Genomic DNA, 13,216 nt, shown 5'->3' with positions numbered 1-13,216 from the left:
GGATCGGTATGCGCGCGGGATGCAGCAGCGGGCGTCGCGCTACCAGCGCACGAAAAACCGGCCGCCGAGCGCGCCGAGCAGCGCCAGCGCGGCGATCGCGATCGTATACCAGGTGGCGACGAAAAGCGGCGAATCATCAAAGCAATGCGCGGCATAGAAGGTTGCCGCCAGCCCGCCGGCGAGCAGGCCCGCGGCCGTGCCGGCCAGCACCGGCCGTGTCGGCGCGCCATAGCGCAGCATCCACAGGAAGATGGCAAGCGGGCCGATGCCGATCAGCGGGATGAGCCCCATGCAGACCATCATGTTGGAACCGACGAGACGCCTGCCCCAGTCGGCCTCGGGCACGGCGTAAAGCTCCAGCACCACGGCCACTGCCACGAGCACGGGCGCAGCCGCCATCCAGGCCGCCGCCTTGCCTGTCGATGCTCCCGGTGTCGACAATGCCCTGACGAAGGCGAAGGCGCTGGCGGCGAGCACGATGGTGAACAGGAACTTCGAAAGAAAGCGCATCGTATGTGCGGCAGCCATGAAGTCGGGGCGCGGACCGATCGTCATCATGAAAACCGCGCCCGCGATCACGGCGGCCACGCCGGCAGCCAGCCACCAGGCCGAGCGCAGCGGCATCGCCTTGCTGCGGGCGTCGGCATCAAGCGCCTTGATGAGATCCTCGGTCCTCATGTCATTCCCGCCCAAACCGCCCCTGCCCGAACCGCTTGGCAATGGCTGCAAGTCCGCGATGCAAGGAAACCCGCACCGCTGTTTCGCTGATGCCGAACTTGGCTGCCGTGTCGCCGATCGAGCGCCCCTCCACCGACACGGACGACACCACGGAGCGCTGTGCCGGCGGCAGGCCGTCGAGCGCCCGGCTGATGTCGCGTTCGCTGACGGTTTCCGTTTCCGGCTCGGCGAAGGTTTCGGCGATATCGTCGACATCGATCTCGATGCGCCGTCCGCGCCGCCGGAACGCGTCGATCAACTTGAAGCGCGCGATGGCATAGACCCAGGGCAGCACAGGTGCGTCCTGGCGCCAGGTGTGCCGTTTCACATGAATGGCCAGCAAGGTTTCCTGCACGACATCCTCGGGATCGACCCCGCCTTTGACGATCTTGCGCCTGGCAAAACCGCGAACCAGAGCGGCCGTCCGGTGCAGAAAGTCGGCATAGGCCCTTTCATCTCCCGCGATCGCGGCTCGCATCAGCCGGGAAAGCTCGGCCTCGTCCTTGCCGCTCACAAGAGTTCACTCCCCGATCTTCGCGCCTCGGCGCTGATTTGTTACGTGGCCGGCGAAATAATGTCCAAGGCAAACTACCGGCAAGTCACGAAAGATTGCGGGCGAACGCGAACTTGGGCTCGTCGACGGCGACTGTGTCCTGGACCGTCGGTCGCGCGCGGCCATCACGCGGAATTGTCCGCCTGGCATGGGCCTATGCCGCCAGCGGCCGATTGAAGCAGGCCAAAAATGTTGACTACACCTGTCATGTATCGATAGGTGCTGCGTGCCAGTTCAACGAGATCGAGGACGACGCCCATGAAATACGCTCTTTCCACCCTTGCCGGCGCCGCGGTGGTGGCGGTCAGCCTGATGGCTGGCCAGGCGATGGCTGAGGATACAGGCATCATCGTCTACAATGCCCAGCACGAGAGCCTCGCCAAGGAATGGGCCGACGGCTTCACCAAGGAAACCGGCATCAAGGTCACGTTGCGCAATGGCGGCGACAGCGATTTCTCCAACCAGATCGTCGCGGAGGGCACCGCCTCGCCCGCCGACGTGTTCCTGACCGAGAATTCGCCGGCCATGGTGCTGGTCGAGAGTGCCGGCCTGTTCGCGCCGGTCGACGCCGACACACTGGCGCAGGTTCCGCAGGATTATCAGGCAGCGAGCGGCAAATGGGTCGGCGTTGCCGCCCGCAGCACCGTCTTTGCCTACAATACCACCAAGCTCAAGGCCGACCAGTTGCCCAAGTCGCTGCTCGACCTTGCCGATCCGAGCTGGAAAGGCCGCTGGGCCGCCTCGCCGTCGGGCGCCGATTTCCAGGCTATCGTCAGCGCGCTGCTGCAGCTCAAGGGCGAAGCCGCGACAGCGGACTGGCTGAAGGCGATGAAGCAGAATTTCACCGCCTATAAGGGCAACAGCACCGTGATGAAGGCGGTCAACGCCGGCGAGATCGAAGGCGGCGTGATCTATCACTACTACTACTTCGGCGATCAGGCCAAGACCGGCGAGAACAGCAAGAACGTTGCGCTGCATTATTTCAAAAACCAGGATCCGGGCGCCTTCGTCTCGACCTCCGGCGGTGGCGTGCTGGCTTCGAGCAAGCATCCCAAGGAAGCCCAGGCTTTCCTGAAGTGGGTGACCGGCAAGGGCGGCCAGGACGTGCTGAAGAACGGAACGTCCTTCGAATACGCGGTCGGCAAGGGCGCAGAGTCCAATCCGAAGCTGGTGCCGCTGGCCGACCTGCAGGCGCCGAAGATCGATGCCGCGACGCTGAACTCCAAGAAGGCCACCGACCTGATGACGGCGGCCGGCTTGCTTTAGTTGCCGTTCGTCCTAATAAGGACACCGGCCGTGCTCCCGCGGGAATTCCGCGGGAGCGTTTTGTTTTTTCGAGATGGCATTCGTCGATGACGACACGCTGTATTCCCGACCATGATCGTGGTCTTTCGATTGCCGCCGCCGGGCGGCAAGGGCGCGAAGTCTGAGCCGATGCAGTTCGCGGCCGACATCGCAAGCCCGGGCCTGCCGCCGAGGACGCGCCGCAGGGCGCGCCGGCGCGCTGCGTCGTGGATCGTTGCCGCCGCTATCTTCGTTTCGCTGCTGGCCCTGCTGCCGCTTGCCTTCATCGTCTGGGTTGCCGTGCAGACCGGTTGGGAAACCGTCTCGGCGCTGGTTTTCCGGCCGCGTGTCGGCGAGCTTCTGGCCAACACCGTCCTGCTTGTCGCGCTCGCCGTGCCGATCGCCATCATCCTGTCGGTGGCGCTGGCCTGGCTGACCGAACGCAGCGACCTGCCCGGCGCCCGGCTGTGGGCCTGGCTATGCGTGGCGCCGCTCGCCATTCCCGCCTTCGTGCACAGCTATGCCTGGATCACCATGGTGCCCGGGCTGCATGGCTTGTGGGCCGGCGTGCTTGTCTCTGTCATAGCGTATTTCCCGTTCCTTTATCTGCCGGTATCGGCGGCCCTGCGCCGGCTCGATCCGGCGCTCGAAGACGCCGCGGCCGCACTCGGCCTTGGTCCCTGGCGTGTGTTCTGGCGCGTCGTGCTGCCGCAGCTCAGGCTTGCCATCTGTGGCGGCGCATTGCTGGTCGGCCTGCACCTGTTGGCCGAATACGGCCTTTACGTCTTCATCCGCTTCGACACCTTCACCACGGCGATCGTCGACCAGTTCCAGTCGACCTTCAACGGGCCGGCCGCGAATATGCTGGCCGGCGTGCTGGTGAGCTGCTGCTTCGTGCTGCTCGGGCTGGAGGTGCTGGTGCGCGGGGAAGAGCGCTATGCCCGCGTCGGTTCGGGCGCCGCGCGCCACCAGCAGCGCGCGCCGCTCGGCCGGGCGACCGTGCCTTGCCTGCTGCTGCTTGCCGCCACCACGCTTCTGGCGCTCGGCGTACCGTTCGTCACCATCGGACGCTGGCTTGCCGCCGGCGGCGCCGAGGTCTGGCGGCTCGACGAGATCGGCCTGGCGCTCGGCCAGACGTTGTTCCTGGCGCTCGCCGGCGCGCTGCTCGCCACCGTCGCCGCCATGCCGATGGCCTGGATCTCGATCCGCGCGCCGGGGCCTCTGCAGCGCTTGCTGGAGGGCTGCAACTACATCGTCGGATCGCTGCCCGGGGTCGTGATCGCACTGGCGCTGGTCACCATCACCGTGCGCATCGCCCTGCCGCTCTACCAGACCCTGTTCACCATCCTGGTTGCCTATGCCTTGATGTTCCTGCCCCGCGCCCTGATCAGCCTGCGGGCGTCGATCGCGCAGGCGCCGGTCGAGCTCGAGCGCGCCGCGTCCAGCCTCGGGCGGTCGCCGCTCCATGCATTGTGGTCGACGACGATCCGCCTGTCGGCGCCGGGTGCCGCCGCCGGCATGGCGCTGGTGGCGCTCGGCATCATGAACGAGCTGACCGCGACCCAGATGCTGGCGCCGAACGGCACCCGCACGCTGGCGATGGCGTTCTGGTCCTACAGCGGCGAGATCGACTACGCTTCGGCAGCACCTTACGCCTTCATCATGGTGGCGATGTCGCTGCCCCTGACCTGGCTGCTCTATGTCCAGTCAAAACGGATGGCTGGACGATGAGCTTTCTCGAACTCAGGGGCTTGCACAAGCATTACGGCCCGGTCGCGGCGCTTGCCGGCATCGATCTCGACATCGCCAGCGGCAGCCGCACGGCCATCGTCGGGCCGTCCGGCTGCGGCAAGACCACCTTGCTGCGGCTGATCGCCGGTTTCGAGGCGCCCGACCAGGGCAGCATTGTGCTTGACGGAAAGATGCTGGCCGACAGCGGCGGCGCCGTTCCGGCGCACCGCCGCGGTATCGGCCTGGTTGCACAGGACGGCGCCCTGTTTCCGCACCTGACGATTGGCGACAATATCGGTTTCGGGATGGACCGCAGGCTGGACAAACGCTCCGAACGCATCGTCGAACTGGCCTATATAGTAGGGCTGGACAAGGCGATCCTGAAGCGCCGCCCGCACGAACTCTCCGGCGGTCAGCAGCAACGCGTGGCGCTCGCCCGCGCCATGGCGATGAAGCCGCGGCTGATGCTGCTCGACGAACCGTTCTCGGCGCTCGACACCGGCCTGCGCGCCTCCATGCGCAAGGCCGTGGCGGAACTGCTCGAAGCCGCCGGCATCACCACCATCCTGGTGACGCACGATCAGGCCGAGGCGCTGTCCTTCGCCAGCCAGGTCGCTGTGATGCGCGAGGGCCGATTCTCGCAGGTCGGCACGCCGCGCGAACTTTATCTCAAGCCGAAGGACAGGATGATTGCCGAGTTCCTTGGCGACGCCATCATCCTGCCGGCGAAGATAGCGGGTGGTTTCGCCACGTCGCCGCTTGGCCGCATCGCCGTGGATACATCGGACAGCCGCGATGTCGCCCGCATCATGTTGCGGCCGGAGCAGATCGGACTGAAGCGGACATCGCGCGAGGGCATGTCCGGCACGCCGGACATGCTGTTTGGCGAGGTAACGGAATCCGAATTCGCCGGCTCGACCTGCACGGTCGCGGTGCGGTTGCTCAACAGCCCCGACCCGCCGGACGCCGCCGCCATCGGCAGCACGCCGCTGATCCTGCGCAAGTCCGGCATGGACGCGCCGGCGGTCGGTGAGATCGTCCGGCTCACCGTGTCGGGACAGGCGCATGTATTCGCCTGACCGGCCGACGGTTCGCGGCTCGCTGATCAGCATGCAAGATTGGCGTCAGTCGACCCTCTTTGCAGCCTGATCGAACCAGTGAAGTTTCTCGGCCTTGGCCACGACGCGCAACTGGTCGCCGGGCTTGGCTGTTGCGCGCGCGGCCACACGCACGACGATGCGGTCGCCTCCTGCCGCACAGTGAAGAAAGCTGTCCGCTCCCACCGGCTCGACCGCCTCCACCATTGTCGGCAGCACGAGCGCGCCGGACGGTGCCTCGGCCGCGAAAGTGACATCGGCATCCTCGGGGCGGAAGCCAAGCGTGACGGCATTCGCAGGCGCAAAGTCGCTCGTCTTGCTGCCGGTCAGCGCCGGACCCGAAAGGGACAGAAGATTCATCGGCGGTGCGCCGATGAAAGAGGCGACGAACGTCGAGGCCGGCTTTTCGTAAATGTCGAGTGGCGCGCCCGCCTGCTCGACCAATCCGCCATTCATGACGACAAGGATGTCGGCCAACGTCATCGCTTCCAACTGGTCATGGGTGACGTAGACCGAGGTGACACCGAGCGAGCGCTGCAAGTTCTTGATTTCGACCCGCATCTGGCCGCGCAGCTTGGCATCGAGATTGGAGAGTGGCTCGTCGAACAGGAAGACTTTCGGATTGCGCACGATAGCGCGGCCCATGGCGACGCGCTGGCGTTGACCGCCTGAAAGCTCGCGCGGGCGCCGGTCAAGCAGCGCTGAAAGCTCCAGCACCTTGGCGGTCAAACGAACCCTGCTGTCGATCTCGTCCTTGGGCGTACCGCGATTGCGTAGCCCGTAAGCCATGTTGTCGTAGACTTTCATATGCGGATAGAGCGCATAGTTTTGGAACACCATGGCGATGTCGCGCTCGGTCGGGCCGATCGTGTTGACGATCTTGCCGTCGATAGCGACCGTGCCGGAAGAAATGGTCTCCAGCCCGGCGATCATCCTCAAAAGCGTGGACTTGCCGCAGCCGGACGGCCCGACCAGCACACAGAGTTCCTTGTCGGGAATGGCAATGGAGACGCCCTTCACGGCTTCGACGCCGCCGGCATATACTTTCTTCACGTCCCTCAGATCGACCGTCGCCATCGGCTTCTCACTTTTCGGTGTCGACCAGTCCGCGCACGAACCAGCGCTGCATCAGCACCACAACCAGGATTGGCGGCAAGATTGCCAGGATCGCCGTGACCATGACCAAATGCCATTGGGTGTCGGCATCGGCGAAGGAGACCATCTTCTTCAGTGCGATGACGATGGTGTTCATATCGTTGCTGTTGGTGACCAGCAGCGGCCACAGATACTGCGTCCAGCCGTAGATGAAAAGAATGACGAACAGCGCCGCGATATTGGTGCGCGACAATGGCAACAGGATATCGAAAAAGAACCGCCATGGACCGGCGCCGTCGACGCGCGCCGCCTCGACCAACTCGCCCGGGATGGTCATGAAGAACTGGCGGAACAACAACGTTGCGGTGGCCGAGGCGATCAGCGGGATGATCAGTCCGGCATAAGTGTCGATCATACCGAGGTCGACCATTACCTTGTAGGTCGGCAGGATGCGCACCTCGACGGGAAGCATCAGGGTGATGAAGATCAGCCAGAAGAAAGTCATGCGCAGCGGAAAACGGAAGAAGACGATCGCATAGGCCGACAGGATCGAGATGAATATCTTTCCGACCGCAACGCCGAGCGCCATGATCGTGGAGTTGAGGAGCAGCCTGCCGACGCCGAGCCCGCCGATGCGGCCGACGCCGCCGAACAGCGCCTCGCCGTAATTGTTCCAGAACTCGCTGCCCGGCCGGAAAGGCAGTGGCGGCCTAAGGATGGTTTGCAGCGTCTGCGTCGAGGCAACGAAAGTGTAGTAGATCGGAAAGGCCACGATCAGTATGCCGAGGATGAGCACGGCATGTGCAAGGAAAATGCGAAACGGGGATTGACCGATCATCGCGCTCCTCAGCCGTAATGAACCTTCCGTTCCACGTAGCGGAACTGGATGGCGGTGAGCGCGATGACGATGACCATCAGGATGACCGACTGCGCCGCCGAATCGCCGAGGATCAGATTGACGAAGCCGTCATTGTAGACCTTGTAGACCAGTGTCTCGGTGGCCTTGCCCGGCCCGCCGCCGGTGACGGCGTGGACGATGCCGAACGTGTCGAACAGCGCATAGACGGTATTGACGACCAAAAGGAAAAACGTCGTCGGCGCCAAAAGCGGGAAGACGATGGTCCAGAAGCGCTTGGTTTCGCCGGCGCCGTCGATCGCCGCCGCCTCGATCAGCGTTTTCGGCACCGCCTGCAGCCCGGCGACGAAGAACAGGAAATTATAGCTGATCTGCTTCCAGGCGGCCGCCGCCACCAGAAGGATCATGGCGTCGGTGCCGTTGAGCAGCGGATCCCAGGCGACGCCCAAACGTCTCAGCAGATAAGACAGCGAGCCGATCGATGGATTGAACAGGAACAGCCACAGCATGCCTGCAATCGCCGGCGCCACCGCGTAGGGCCAGATCATCAGCGTGCGGTAGAGGCCTTTGCCGCGCACCACCTTTTCCGCCATCACGGCAAGGAGCAGGGCCACGCCCATGGCAACGATCACGGTCGCGAGCGAAAACACCACTGTGACCTTGATCGAGTTGAGATAGGCCGGGTCGGCAAGCACTTTGCGGAAATTGGCAAACCAGACGAACCTGCTCCTCAGCCCGAACGGGTCCTGCCTCAGCATCGACTGGTAGAGCGCCTGCCCGGCCGGCCAGTAGAAGAACACCAGCGTGATGGCAAGTTGCGGCGCCACCAGGAGGTATGGCAAGACTTTGTTGGGAAAGACGACGCGCGGGGTCAATGCGCCGCTCCGGCGTGGAAAGCCGAGCGGCACTCTACGGCGCTCACCGCTGCCCTGCCGGGCATCTCCCCCTCTTGGAGGAAGATTGGCAGTTCCTGCGGCAGCTGCCATTCTCCAGCTTTGACAATCGCCGAAAACGGTCGCGACAGCCAGTCTCCCCCCTTCAGGGGGAGATGCCCGGCAGGGCAGAGGGGGGCCTCGTAGAGCAAGGACTATAACTCGATAGGTTCGGACGCGCCCTAATTCCCCAGCGCTTCCTTGATCGCCGCGTTGCCACGCGTGACCGCATTGTCGAGCGCCTGCTGGGCGGTTTCCTGGCCGGCAAGCATCTTTTCGAACTCCTCGTTCTGGATGTCGCGCACCTGCGGCAGGTTCGGCAACCGCACGCCCTTCGAATTGTCGGTCGGCGCCTTGCCCGTCATCTGCAGGATCGGCGTCTCGCGACCGGGATTCTTGTCGTAGAAGCCGGACTTTTTCGTCGCCTCATAGGCGGCGAGCGTCACCGGCAGGTATCCCGATTTCTGGTGCAGATATTCCTGCACATCGGTCTTGGACAGATAGGCGAAGAAAGCCGCGACGCCTTTGTACTCCTCGTCGGACTTGCCGCCGAAGACCCAAAGGCTGGCACCGCCCGGCGTCGTGTTCTGCGGCGCGCCCTTGGCGTCGCTGTCATAGGGCAACTGGCCAATGCCGTAGTTCATGCCCGACTTGACGATGTCGCCTAGGCCGCCCGAGGATTCGGTGAAGATGCCGCATTCGCCGGCGAGGAATATCTGCTTGGCTTCGGAGGTGCGCCCGCCATATTTGAAGGTGCCGTCCTTGGCCAGATCGGCGAGCGCCTGGAAATGTTTGACGAAGATCGGCGAGTTGATCTTGAGTTCGACATCACCGCCGGCCAGGCCATTCTGCTGCGTGGCCCACGGCACATCGTTCCACGCCGCGAAGTTTTCCAGGTGTATCCAGGTCAGCCAGGTCGAGGTGTAGCCGCAAGCGGCGGCGCCGCTCGCCTTGATCTTTTTGGCATCCTCCCACACCTCGTTCCAGGTCTTGGGTGGGTTGTTCACATCGAGCCCCGCCTTCTGGAAGATGTCCTTGTTGTAGTAGAGGATCGGCGAGGAGGAGTTGTAGGGGAAGGACAGCATGGTGCCGTCCGGCGTCGAATAATAACCGACGATGCCTGGCAGATACTGGCTCTTGTCAAAGTTCATCCCGGCGCCGGTCAGCACCTCGGCCACTGGCTTGATCGCGTCCCGGGCCGCCATCATCACGCCGGTGCCGACATCGAACACCTGGATGATGTCAGGCGACTGGCCGGCGCGATAGGCGGCGATGCCGGCATTCAGCGTTTCGGGATAGGTGCCCTTGAAAACCGGAACAATCTGGTAGTCGCCCTGGCTGGCGTTGAAATCCTTGGAAATCTTGTCGACGACCTCTGCGTTGGCGCCGGTCATGGCGTGCCACCAGCTGATGTGCGTGACGGCGAAGGCGGAGGTTGTGGAAAGCAGGGTCACGGCGACACCGGCCGCGAAGCCAAAGAACTTCATGTTTCGTCTCCCGTTCTCATTGCTTGTCATTGGCGAAAGGGGCACTCCCGCAATGGCACTATGTGTCGTTCGCGCGCAGCGGACAACGGTTTTGTTGCGGGCAGGCGCACTTCATGTCCGGCTAAAGTAGCGTTCACTTCCGGATGAAAGTGACCCGGAAAAGGATTGCATAGCGGCTTGCTGCTTGAATTGATGTACCAGGGACCTGTCTCGAGACGGTCAGCGACCTCACCGACGAACGGCGTCTAACAGCACATGACAACGCTGACATGACAACGCTGAAAAAGGCGTCGGTTTGCTCGGTCGATGCGTGGAAATTCCCGTCCCGCGCTCAGCCTGACGGATTTGACATCGGCCAATCAGTCTGCTGGCCGGGAATGGGTCTGCCGCCGCTCAGTTCTGCTGCCGCTGGGTTCCAGAAGCGCGCGGCAAGTAGAGATGCAGGCTTGTTCCCTGACCGATTTCGCTATCGATTCGGACATGCCCACCGGATTGCTTGATGAAGCCGTAAACTTGGCTTAGCCCGAGTCCCGTACCCTGCCCTTCCGATTTTGTTGTGAAGAACGGCTCGAAAACGCGCGCCAGGGTGTCCTTGCTCATTCCACAGCCGGTATCGCGTACAGTCACGCGAACAAATGAAGCCGCCGCTGAACGCAAATCCTCCAGATCATTTGGAAAATTGCTGGTCTCAATCGTGAGGGTGCCACTGCCTTTCATTGCATCTCTGGCGTTCACCGCAAGGTTAAGAACGGCGATGTCGAGCTGGTTGGCATCGATAAGGATAGGGTCCAAGGCTGGATCCAGATTGCATTGCACCCGGATACCGCTCCCCAACGTCCGTTCCAGCAGCGTCGTCAGCCCCTTGATACGTTCATTGAGATCAATCTGTTCCGGGGCCAGGGATTGGCGTCGCGAAAAGGCAAGCAGTTGCTGTGTTAGCGCTCCTCCATTTTCGATCCGCCTGAACATCTCCTCGACCAGCAGAGCGACTTTCTCATCCGCAGGATCTTTAGCGATCTGTTTCTCCAGAAGCCGAAGGCCAGACCCGAAAACGGCGAGTAGGTTGTTGAAGTCATGGACAATGCCAGCTGCGAGGCGTCCAATGGCCTCGAGCTTTTGTGACTGGCGTGCGTTTTCTTCTCTTGATCGCTGGGCCGAGACATCGCGCAGGCTGGCAAGCAATGCAGGCCTGCTGTCCCAGGTAACCTCGACCGTACGCATTTCCACTTCTGCCGGCTTGCGGCCGGAACGGTGAACGGTGATCTCGGCGATCTCTCCGGAGACGACCGGACGGCCGAGCGGAACGTGGAGGAGTTCGTCAAGCGGCTGTCCAAAAATTACGGCTGCCGCAGGATTGGCATAGAGCACTGTTCCGTCCAAATCGACCACCAGCATCCCGTCGGCGGTATTTTCGATCAACTGGCGAAAGCTGAGCTGGCTGATGCCAGCCGGAGATGTATCTCCGGGCGATTCCAGCATTTCGGCGGCGTTTTGCGCCGTATTCAAGGCGCTCTTCATGTCGACGTGTTGTCCACGGCGGAGTCGCCGAACACATCAGGCGCGCTGTCAAAGGGCTTTCCAAGATGCATACCGCCACTGTCGATGGTGAAGCGCCGTATCTGTTTGTCGTGTTCGCTGCCGCGCATTTTCAGCACCATCATGCCGCGATGCATGAATTCTTCCTGCTGAATGTAGCGCAACAGAATGATCGAATCGGTGAGTGTGGAAATATGCTGCTCGCTAGCGCTCTGGCCTCCGACAAGCGATTTGTTGGTAGCGGTGCAAAGGCCGGCAATTTCGCGCTTCTTTATGAAGGAGGTGACGCTGATCAAGAACTCACGAAACCCGGTTTCTGGCGCGATGCGCTCCAATGCCGACAAGCTGTCGATTGCCATGCGATCGGGTTTGAACTCCGCCACCAGTTCGCGGATCATCAGAAGGTGATCCGGCAAACTCTGCGCTTCCGGATAAAGGCAGACTACCTTCAGGCGACCATCCGCCTCCATCGCTTCGAAATCGACGCCCCAGCTACGCGCGTTGCGGAAAAGCTGGCCGCGGCTCTCCTCATAGCCGACGAGCAAGGCGCGTTCGCCCGCAGCCACTCCGCCCGCTAGAAAGTTGGTGACAAGTAGAGTCTTTCCGGTGCCTGTGGCTCCACTGACAAGGGTTACGCTGTCGCGAAAGAACCCGCCGCTGCACATTTTGTCGAGTTCGGAATTACCACTGGTGACCCGTTTCGTGCTTGATTGCTGCTCCAGGCGCAACGATGACAGAGGCACAGCTACGATGCCCTGTTCGGCGACCAGCGTTATGGGCACTTCGCCCTCAACGTGACGGCTGCCGCGCATTTTCAGGACTTCTATGGTCCGCCGACGGCGCTCGCGATCAAGGGCATTGCGAAGGATCACGACATTGTCTGCGACGAACTCCTCTATTCGGTGACGGGAGATTTCACCATATTCACTGTTGCGTTCCGCGGTCATAAGGACCGTCAGCCCTTCTTTCTTCAGCGCGGTCGCAATACGTAGAAGTTCGCGGCGCACTGCCGTCTGCTCGGCCACGAAATGATCGAAAAGTTGGGTAACCGAATCGAGCACGATGCGCTTTGCCCCGGCGCTTCGGCTTGCGTGCAGAATGCGGGTCAGAAGACCGGCGAGGTCGAAATCGCCCACAACCACCTGGTCCTGATCGCGCGGGCTCGCATCGACGAAAACAAGCTTGTCCGCCGCTCGCCAGCCGCGGATGTCCCAGCCGAAGCTCGCCATGTTTACCTCGATCTCGGTTGGCGACTCCTCGAAAGTGACGAAGACACCGGCCTCATTGAGACCGGTGATGCCATGCGCCAGGAACTGCGTGGCGAATACGGTCTTGCCGCTACCGGGCGTGCCGCCCACGATGGTGGTGCGTCCGCGCGGCAAGCCACCCATCACCAAGTCGTCAAAAGCCTCGATCCCTGTATTGACGCGTTCAAGAACCGGGTCGATAGAGATCTCATCCGTCGCGGTCATGAATATCATCCTTCTTGCGAAAACCGAAATAGTCCAGAACCTGAGCGATATTGCTGATGTCGCCCACCAGACGGCGCGGGGGATCAGCGGATTCGTCGGAGAGCGTCGGCGTTGCTAGTATCCCTGCTCGCTCCGCCTCATGAGGATGTTCCAGGATATCGAAGATCTGGATTTCAATGGATGCGCTCATCTCCTCGATTATCTTCAGGCGGCTTTCCAGTGCCCGACGAGCACCGGGCGTGTCTCCGGCGATGTAGAGCCGGAGAAGGGGATGGGCCCCTGAAGCGGGCGGTTGTTCCGGGTTCATATCTCACGCTGGTTGCACGGGTTCAGTATCGACGTGCTCTACGCGACACGCCAGCAATTCAACCGCAGGGCTTTGTTGTCCGCCTTGGGCGATCTTCTAGCATTTCGCCTGGAGCCGACGCGCCACAGCTCGCGCTCGATGGGGCCTGG

Annotated in this window: 12 protein-coding genes; 3 read left to right on the top strand and 9 right to left on the bottom strand. The window is 62.4% G+C overall.

Features of this window, described 5'->3' with window-relative positions:
• Nucleotides 1-39: 39 nt before the first annotated feature.
• Nucleotides 40-678, bottom strand: coding sequence for an NrsF family protein (locus tag LB547_RS27920; protein ID WP_140500813.1), 639 nt, complete (start codon nt 676-678; stop codon nt 40-42).
• A 1-nt stretch (nt 679) separates the two neighbouring features.
• Nucleotides 680-1,231, bottom strand: coding sequence for a sigma-70 family RNA polymerase sigma factor (locus LB547_RS27915; RefSeq protein WP_140500812.1), 552 nt, complete (start codon nt 1,229-1,231; stop codon nt 680-682).
• 297 nt (nt 1,232-1,528) lie between these two features.
• Here LB547_RS27915 and LB547_RS27910 point away from each other — a divergent pair, with 297 nt between their 5' ends.
• The 3 genes from LB547_RS27910 (at nt 1,529) to LB547_RS27900 (ending at nt 5,364) form a co-directional block, all read left to right on the top strand.
• The gene (locus tag LB547_RS27910; protein ID WP_140584047.1) at nt 1,529-2,536 is read left to right on the top strand and encodes an iron ABC transporter substrate-binding protein; all 1,008 of its coding nucleotides are present in this window, start codon (nt 1,529-1,531) and stop codon (nt 2,534-2,536) included.
• A gap of 168 nt (nt 2,537-2,704) precedes the next feature.
• On the top strand, nt 2,705-4,285 hold the full coding sequence (locus LB547_RS27905; RefSeq protein WP_181165391.1) for an ABC transporter permease: 1,581 nt from the start codon (nt 2,705-2,707) through the stop codon (nt 4,283-4,285).
• The gene (locus tag LB547_RS27900) at nt 4,282-5,364 is read left to right on the top strand and encodes an ABC transporter ATP-binding protein (RefSeq protein WP_140500809.1); all 1,083 of its coding nucleotides are present in this window, start codon (nt 4,282-4,284) and stop codon (nt 5,362-5,364) included. Before LB547_RS27905 ends, LB547_RS27900 begins: the two co-directional genes overlap by 4 nt.
• Nucleotides 5,365-5,409: 45 nt before the next feature.
• Here LB547_RS27900 and LB547_RS27895 read toward each other — a convergent pair whose 3' ends face one another.
• The 7 genes from LB547_RS27895 to LB547_RS27865 form a co-directional block, all read right to left on the bottom strand.
• Entirely contained in the window at nt 5,410-6,459 is a 1,050-nt protein-coding gene (locus LB547_RS27895) for a sn-glycerol-3-phosphate import ATP-binding protein UgpC (protein WP_140763203.1), read from the bottom strand.
• 7 nt (nt 6,460-6,466) lie between these two features.
• Nucleotides 6,467-7,315 (bottom strand): sn-glycerol-3-phosphate ABC transporter permease UgpE, encoded by an 849-nt coding sequence (gene ugpE / locus LB547_RS27890; RefSeq protein WP_140500807.1) that lies wholly within the window; start codon nt 7,313-7,315, stop codon nt 6,467-6,469.
• 8 nt (nt 7,316-7,323) lie between these two features.
• Complete coding sequence (gene ugpA, locus LB547_RS27885) at nt 7,324-8,208, bottom strand: sn-glycerol-3-phosphate ABC transporter permease UgpA (protein WP_140513871.1); 885 nt, start codon at nt 8,206-8,208, stop codon at nt 7,324-7,326.
• Nucleotides 8,209-8,447: 239 nt separating this feature from the next.
• Entirely contained in the window at nt 8,448-9,752 is a 1,305-nt protein-coding gene (gene ugpB, locus LB547_RS27880; RefSeq protein ID WP_140763200.1) for a sn-glycerol-3-phosphate ABC transporter substrate-binding protein UgpB, read from the bottom strand.
• 393 nt (nt 9,753-10,145) lie between these two features.
• Entirely contained in the window at nt 10,146-11,270 is a 1,125-nt protein-coding gene (locus LB547_RS27875) for a two-component system sensor histidine kinase NtrB (protein ID WP_140763197.1), read from the bottom strand.
• Nucleotides 11,267-12,760 (bottom strand): circadian clock protein KaiC, encoded by a 1,494-nt coding sequence (gene kaiC, locus LB547_RS27870; RefSeq protein WP_140500803.1) that lies wholly within the window; start codon nt 12,758-12,760, stop codon nt 11,267-11,269. The genes LB547_RS27875 and kaiC overlap by 4 nt, the downstream gene beginning before the upstream one ends.
• Nucleotides 12,744-13,067: a circadian clock KaiB family protein gene (locus LB547_RS27865; RefSeq protein WP_140500802.1), complete on the bottom strand. Its 324-nt coding sequence runs from the start codon at nt 13,065-13,067 to the stop codon at nt 12,744-12,746. The genes kaiC and LB547_RS27865 overlap by 17 nt, the downstream gene beginning before the upstream one ends.
• Nucleotides 13,068-13,216 lie beyond the last annotated feature (149 nt).

The organism is Mesorhizobium sp. B264B1B (genome assembly GCF_020165765.1).
In the GTDB taxonomy this organism is placed as follows: domain Bacteria; phylum Pseudomonadota; class Alphaproteobacteria; order Rhizobiales; family Rhizobiaceae; genus Mesorhizobium.
The sequence above is the reverse complement of the archived record's forward strand: the minus strand, read 5'-3'. Positions and strand labels throughout refer to the sequence as shown.

Excerpts from the sequence above, each read along its gene's own strand:
- LB547_RS27865 (WP_140500802.1), bottom strand. The coding sequence starts at position 13,067 with ATGAACCCGGAACAACCGCCCGCTTCAGGGGCCCATCCCCTTCTCCGG.
- ugpE (WP_140500807.1), bottom strand. The coding sequence starts at position 7,315 with ATGATCGGTCAATCCCCGTTTCGCATTTTCCTTGCACATGCCGTGCTC.
- LB547_RS27920 (WP_140500813.1), bottom strand. The coding sequence starts at position 678 with ATGAGGACCGAGGATCTCATCAAGGCGCTTGATGCCGACGCCCGCAGC.
- ugpB (WP_140763200.1), bottom strand. The coding sequence starts at position 9,752 with ATGAAGTTCTTTGGCTTCGCGGCCGGTGTCGCCGTGACCCTGCTTTCC.
- LB547_RS27875 (WP_140763197.1), bottom strand. The coding sequence starts at position 11,270 with ATGAAGAGCGCCTTGAATACGGCGCAAAACGCCGCCGAAATGCTGGAA.
- kaiC (WP_140500803.1), bottom strand. The coding sequence starts at position 12,760 with ATGACCGCGACGGATGAGATCTCTATCGACCCGGTTCTTGAACGCGTC.
- LB547_RS27895 (WP_140763203.1), bottom strand. The coding sequence starts at position 6,459 with ATGGCGACGGTCGATCTGAGGGACGTGAAGAAAGTATATGCCGGCGGC.
- LB547_RS27905 (WP_181165391.1), top strand. The coding sequence starts at position 2,705 with ATGCAGTTCGCGGCCGACATCGCAAGCCCGGGCCTGCCGCCGAGGACG.
- LB547_RS27910 (WP_140584047.1), top strand. The coding sequence starts at position 1,529 with ATGAAATACGCTCTTTCCACCCTTGCCGGCGCCGCGGTGGTGGCGGTC.
- LB547_RS27900 (WP_140500809.1), top strand. The coding sequence starts at position 4,282 with ATGAGCTTTCTCGAACTCAGGGGCTTGCACAAGCATTACGGCCCGGTC.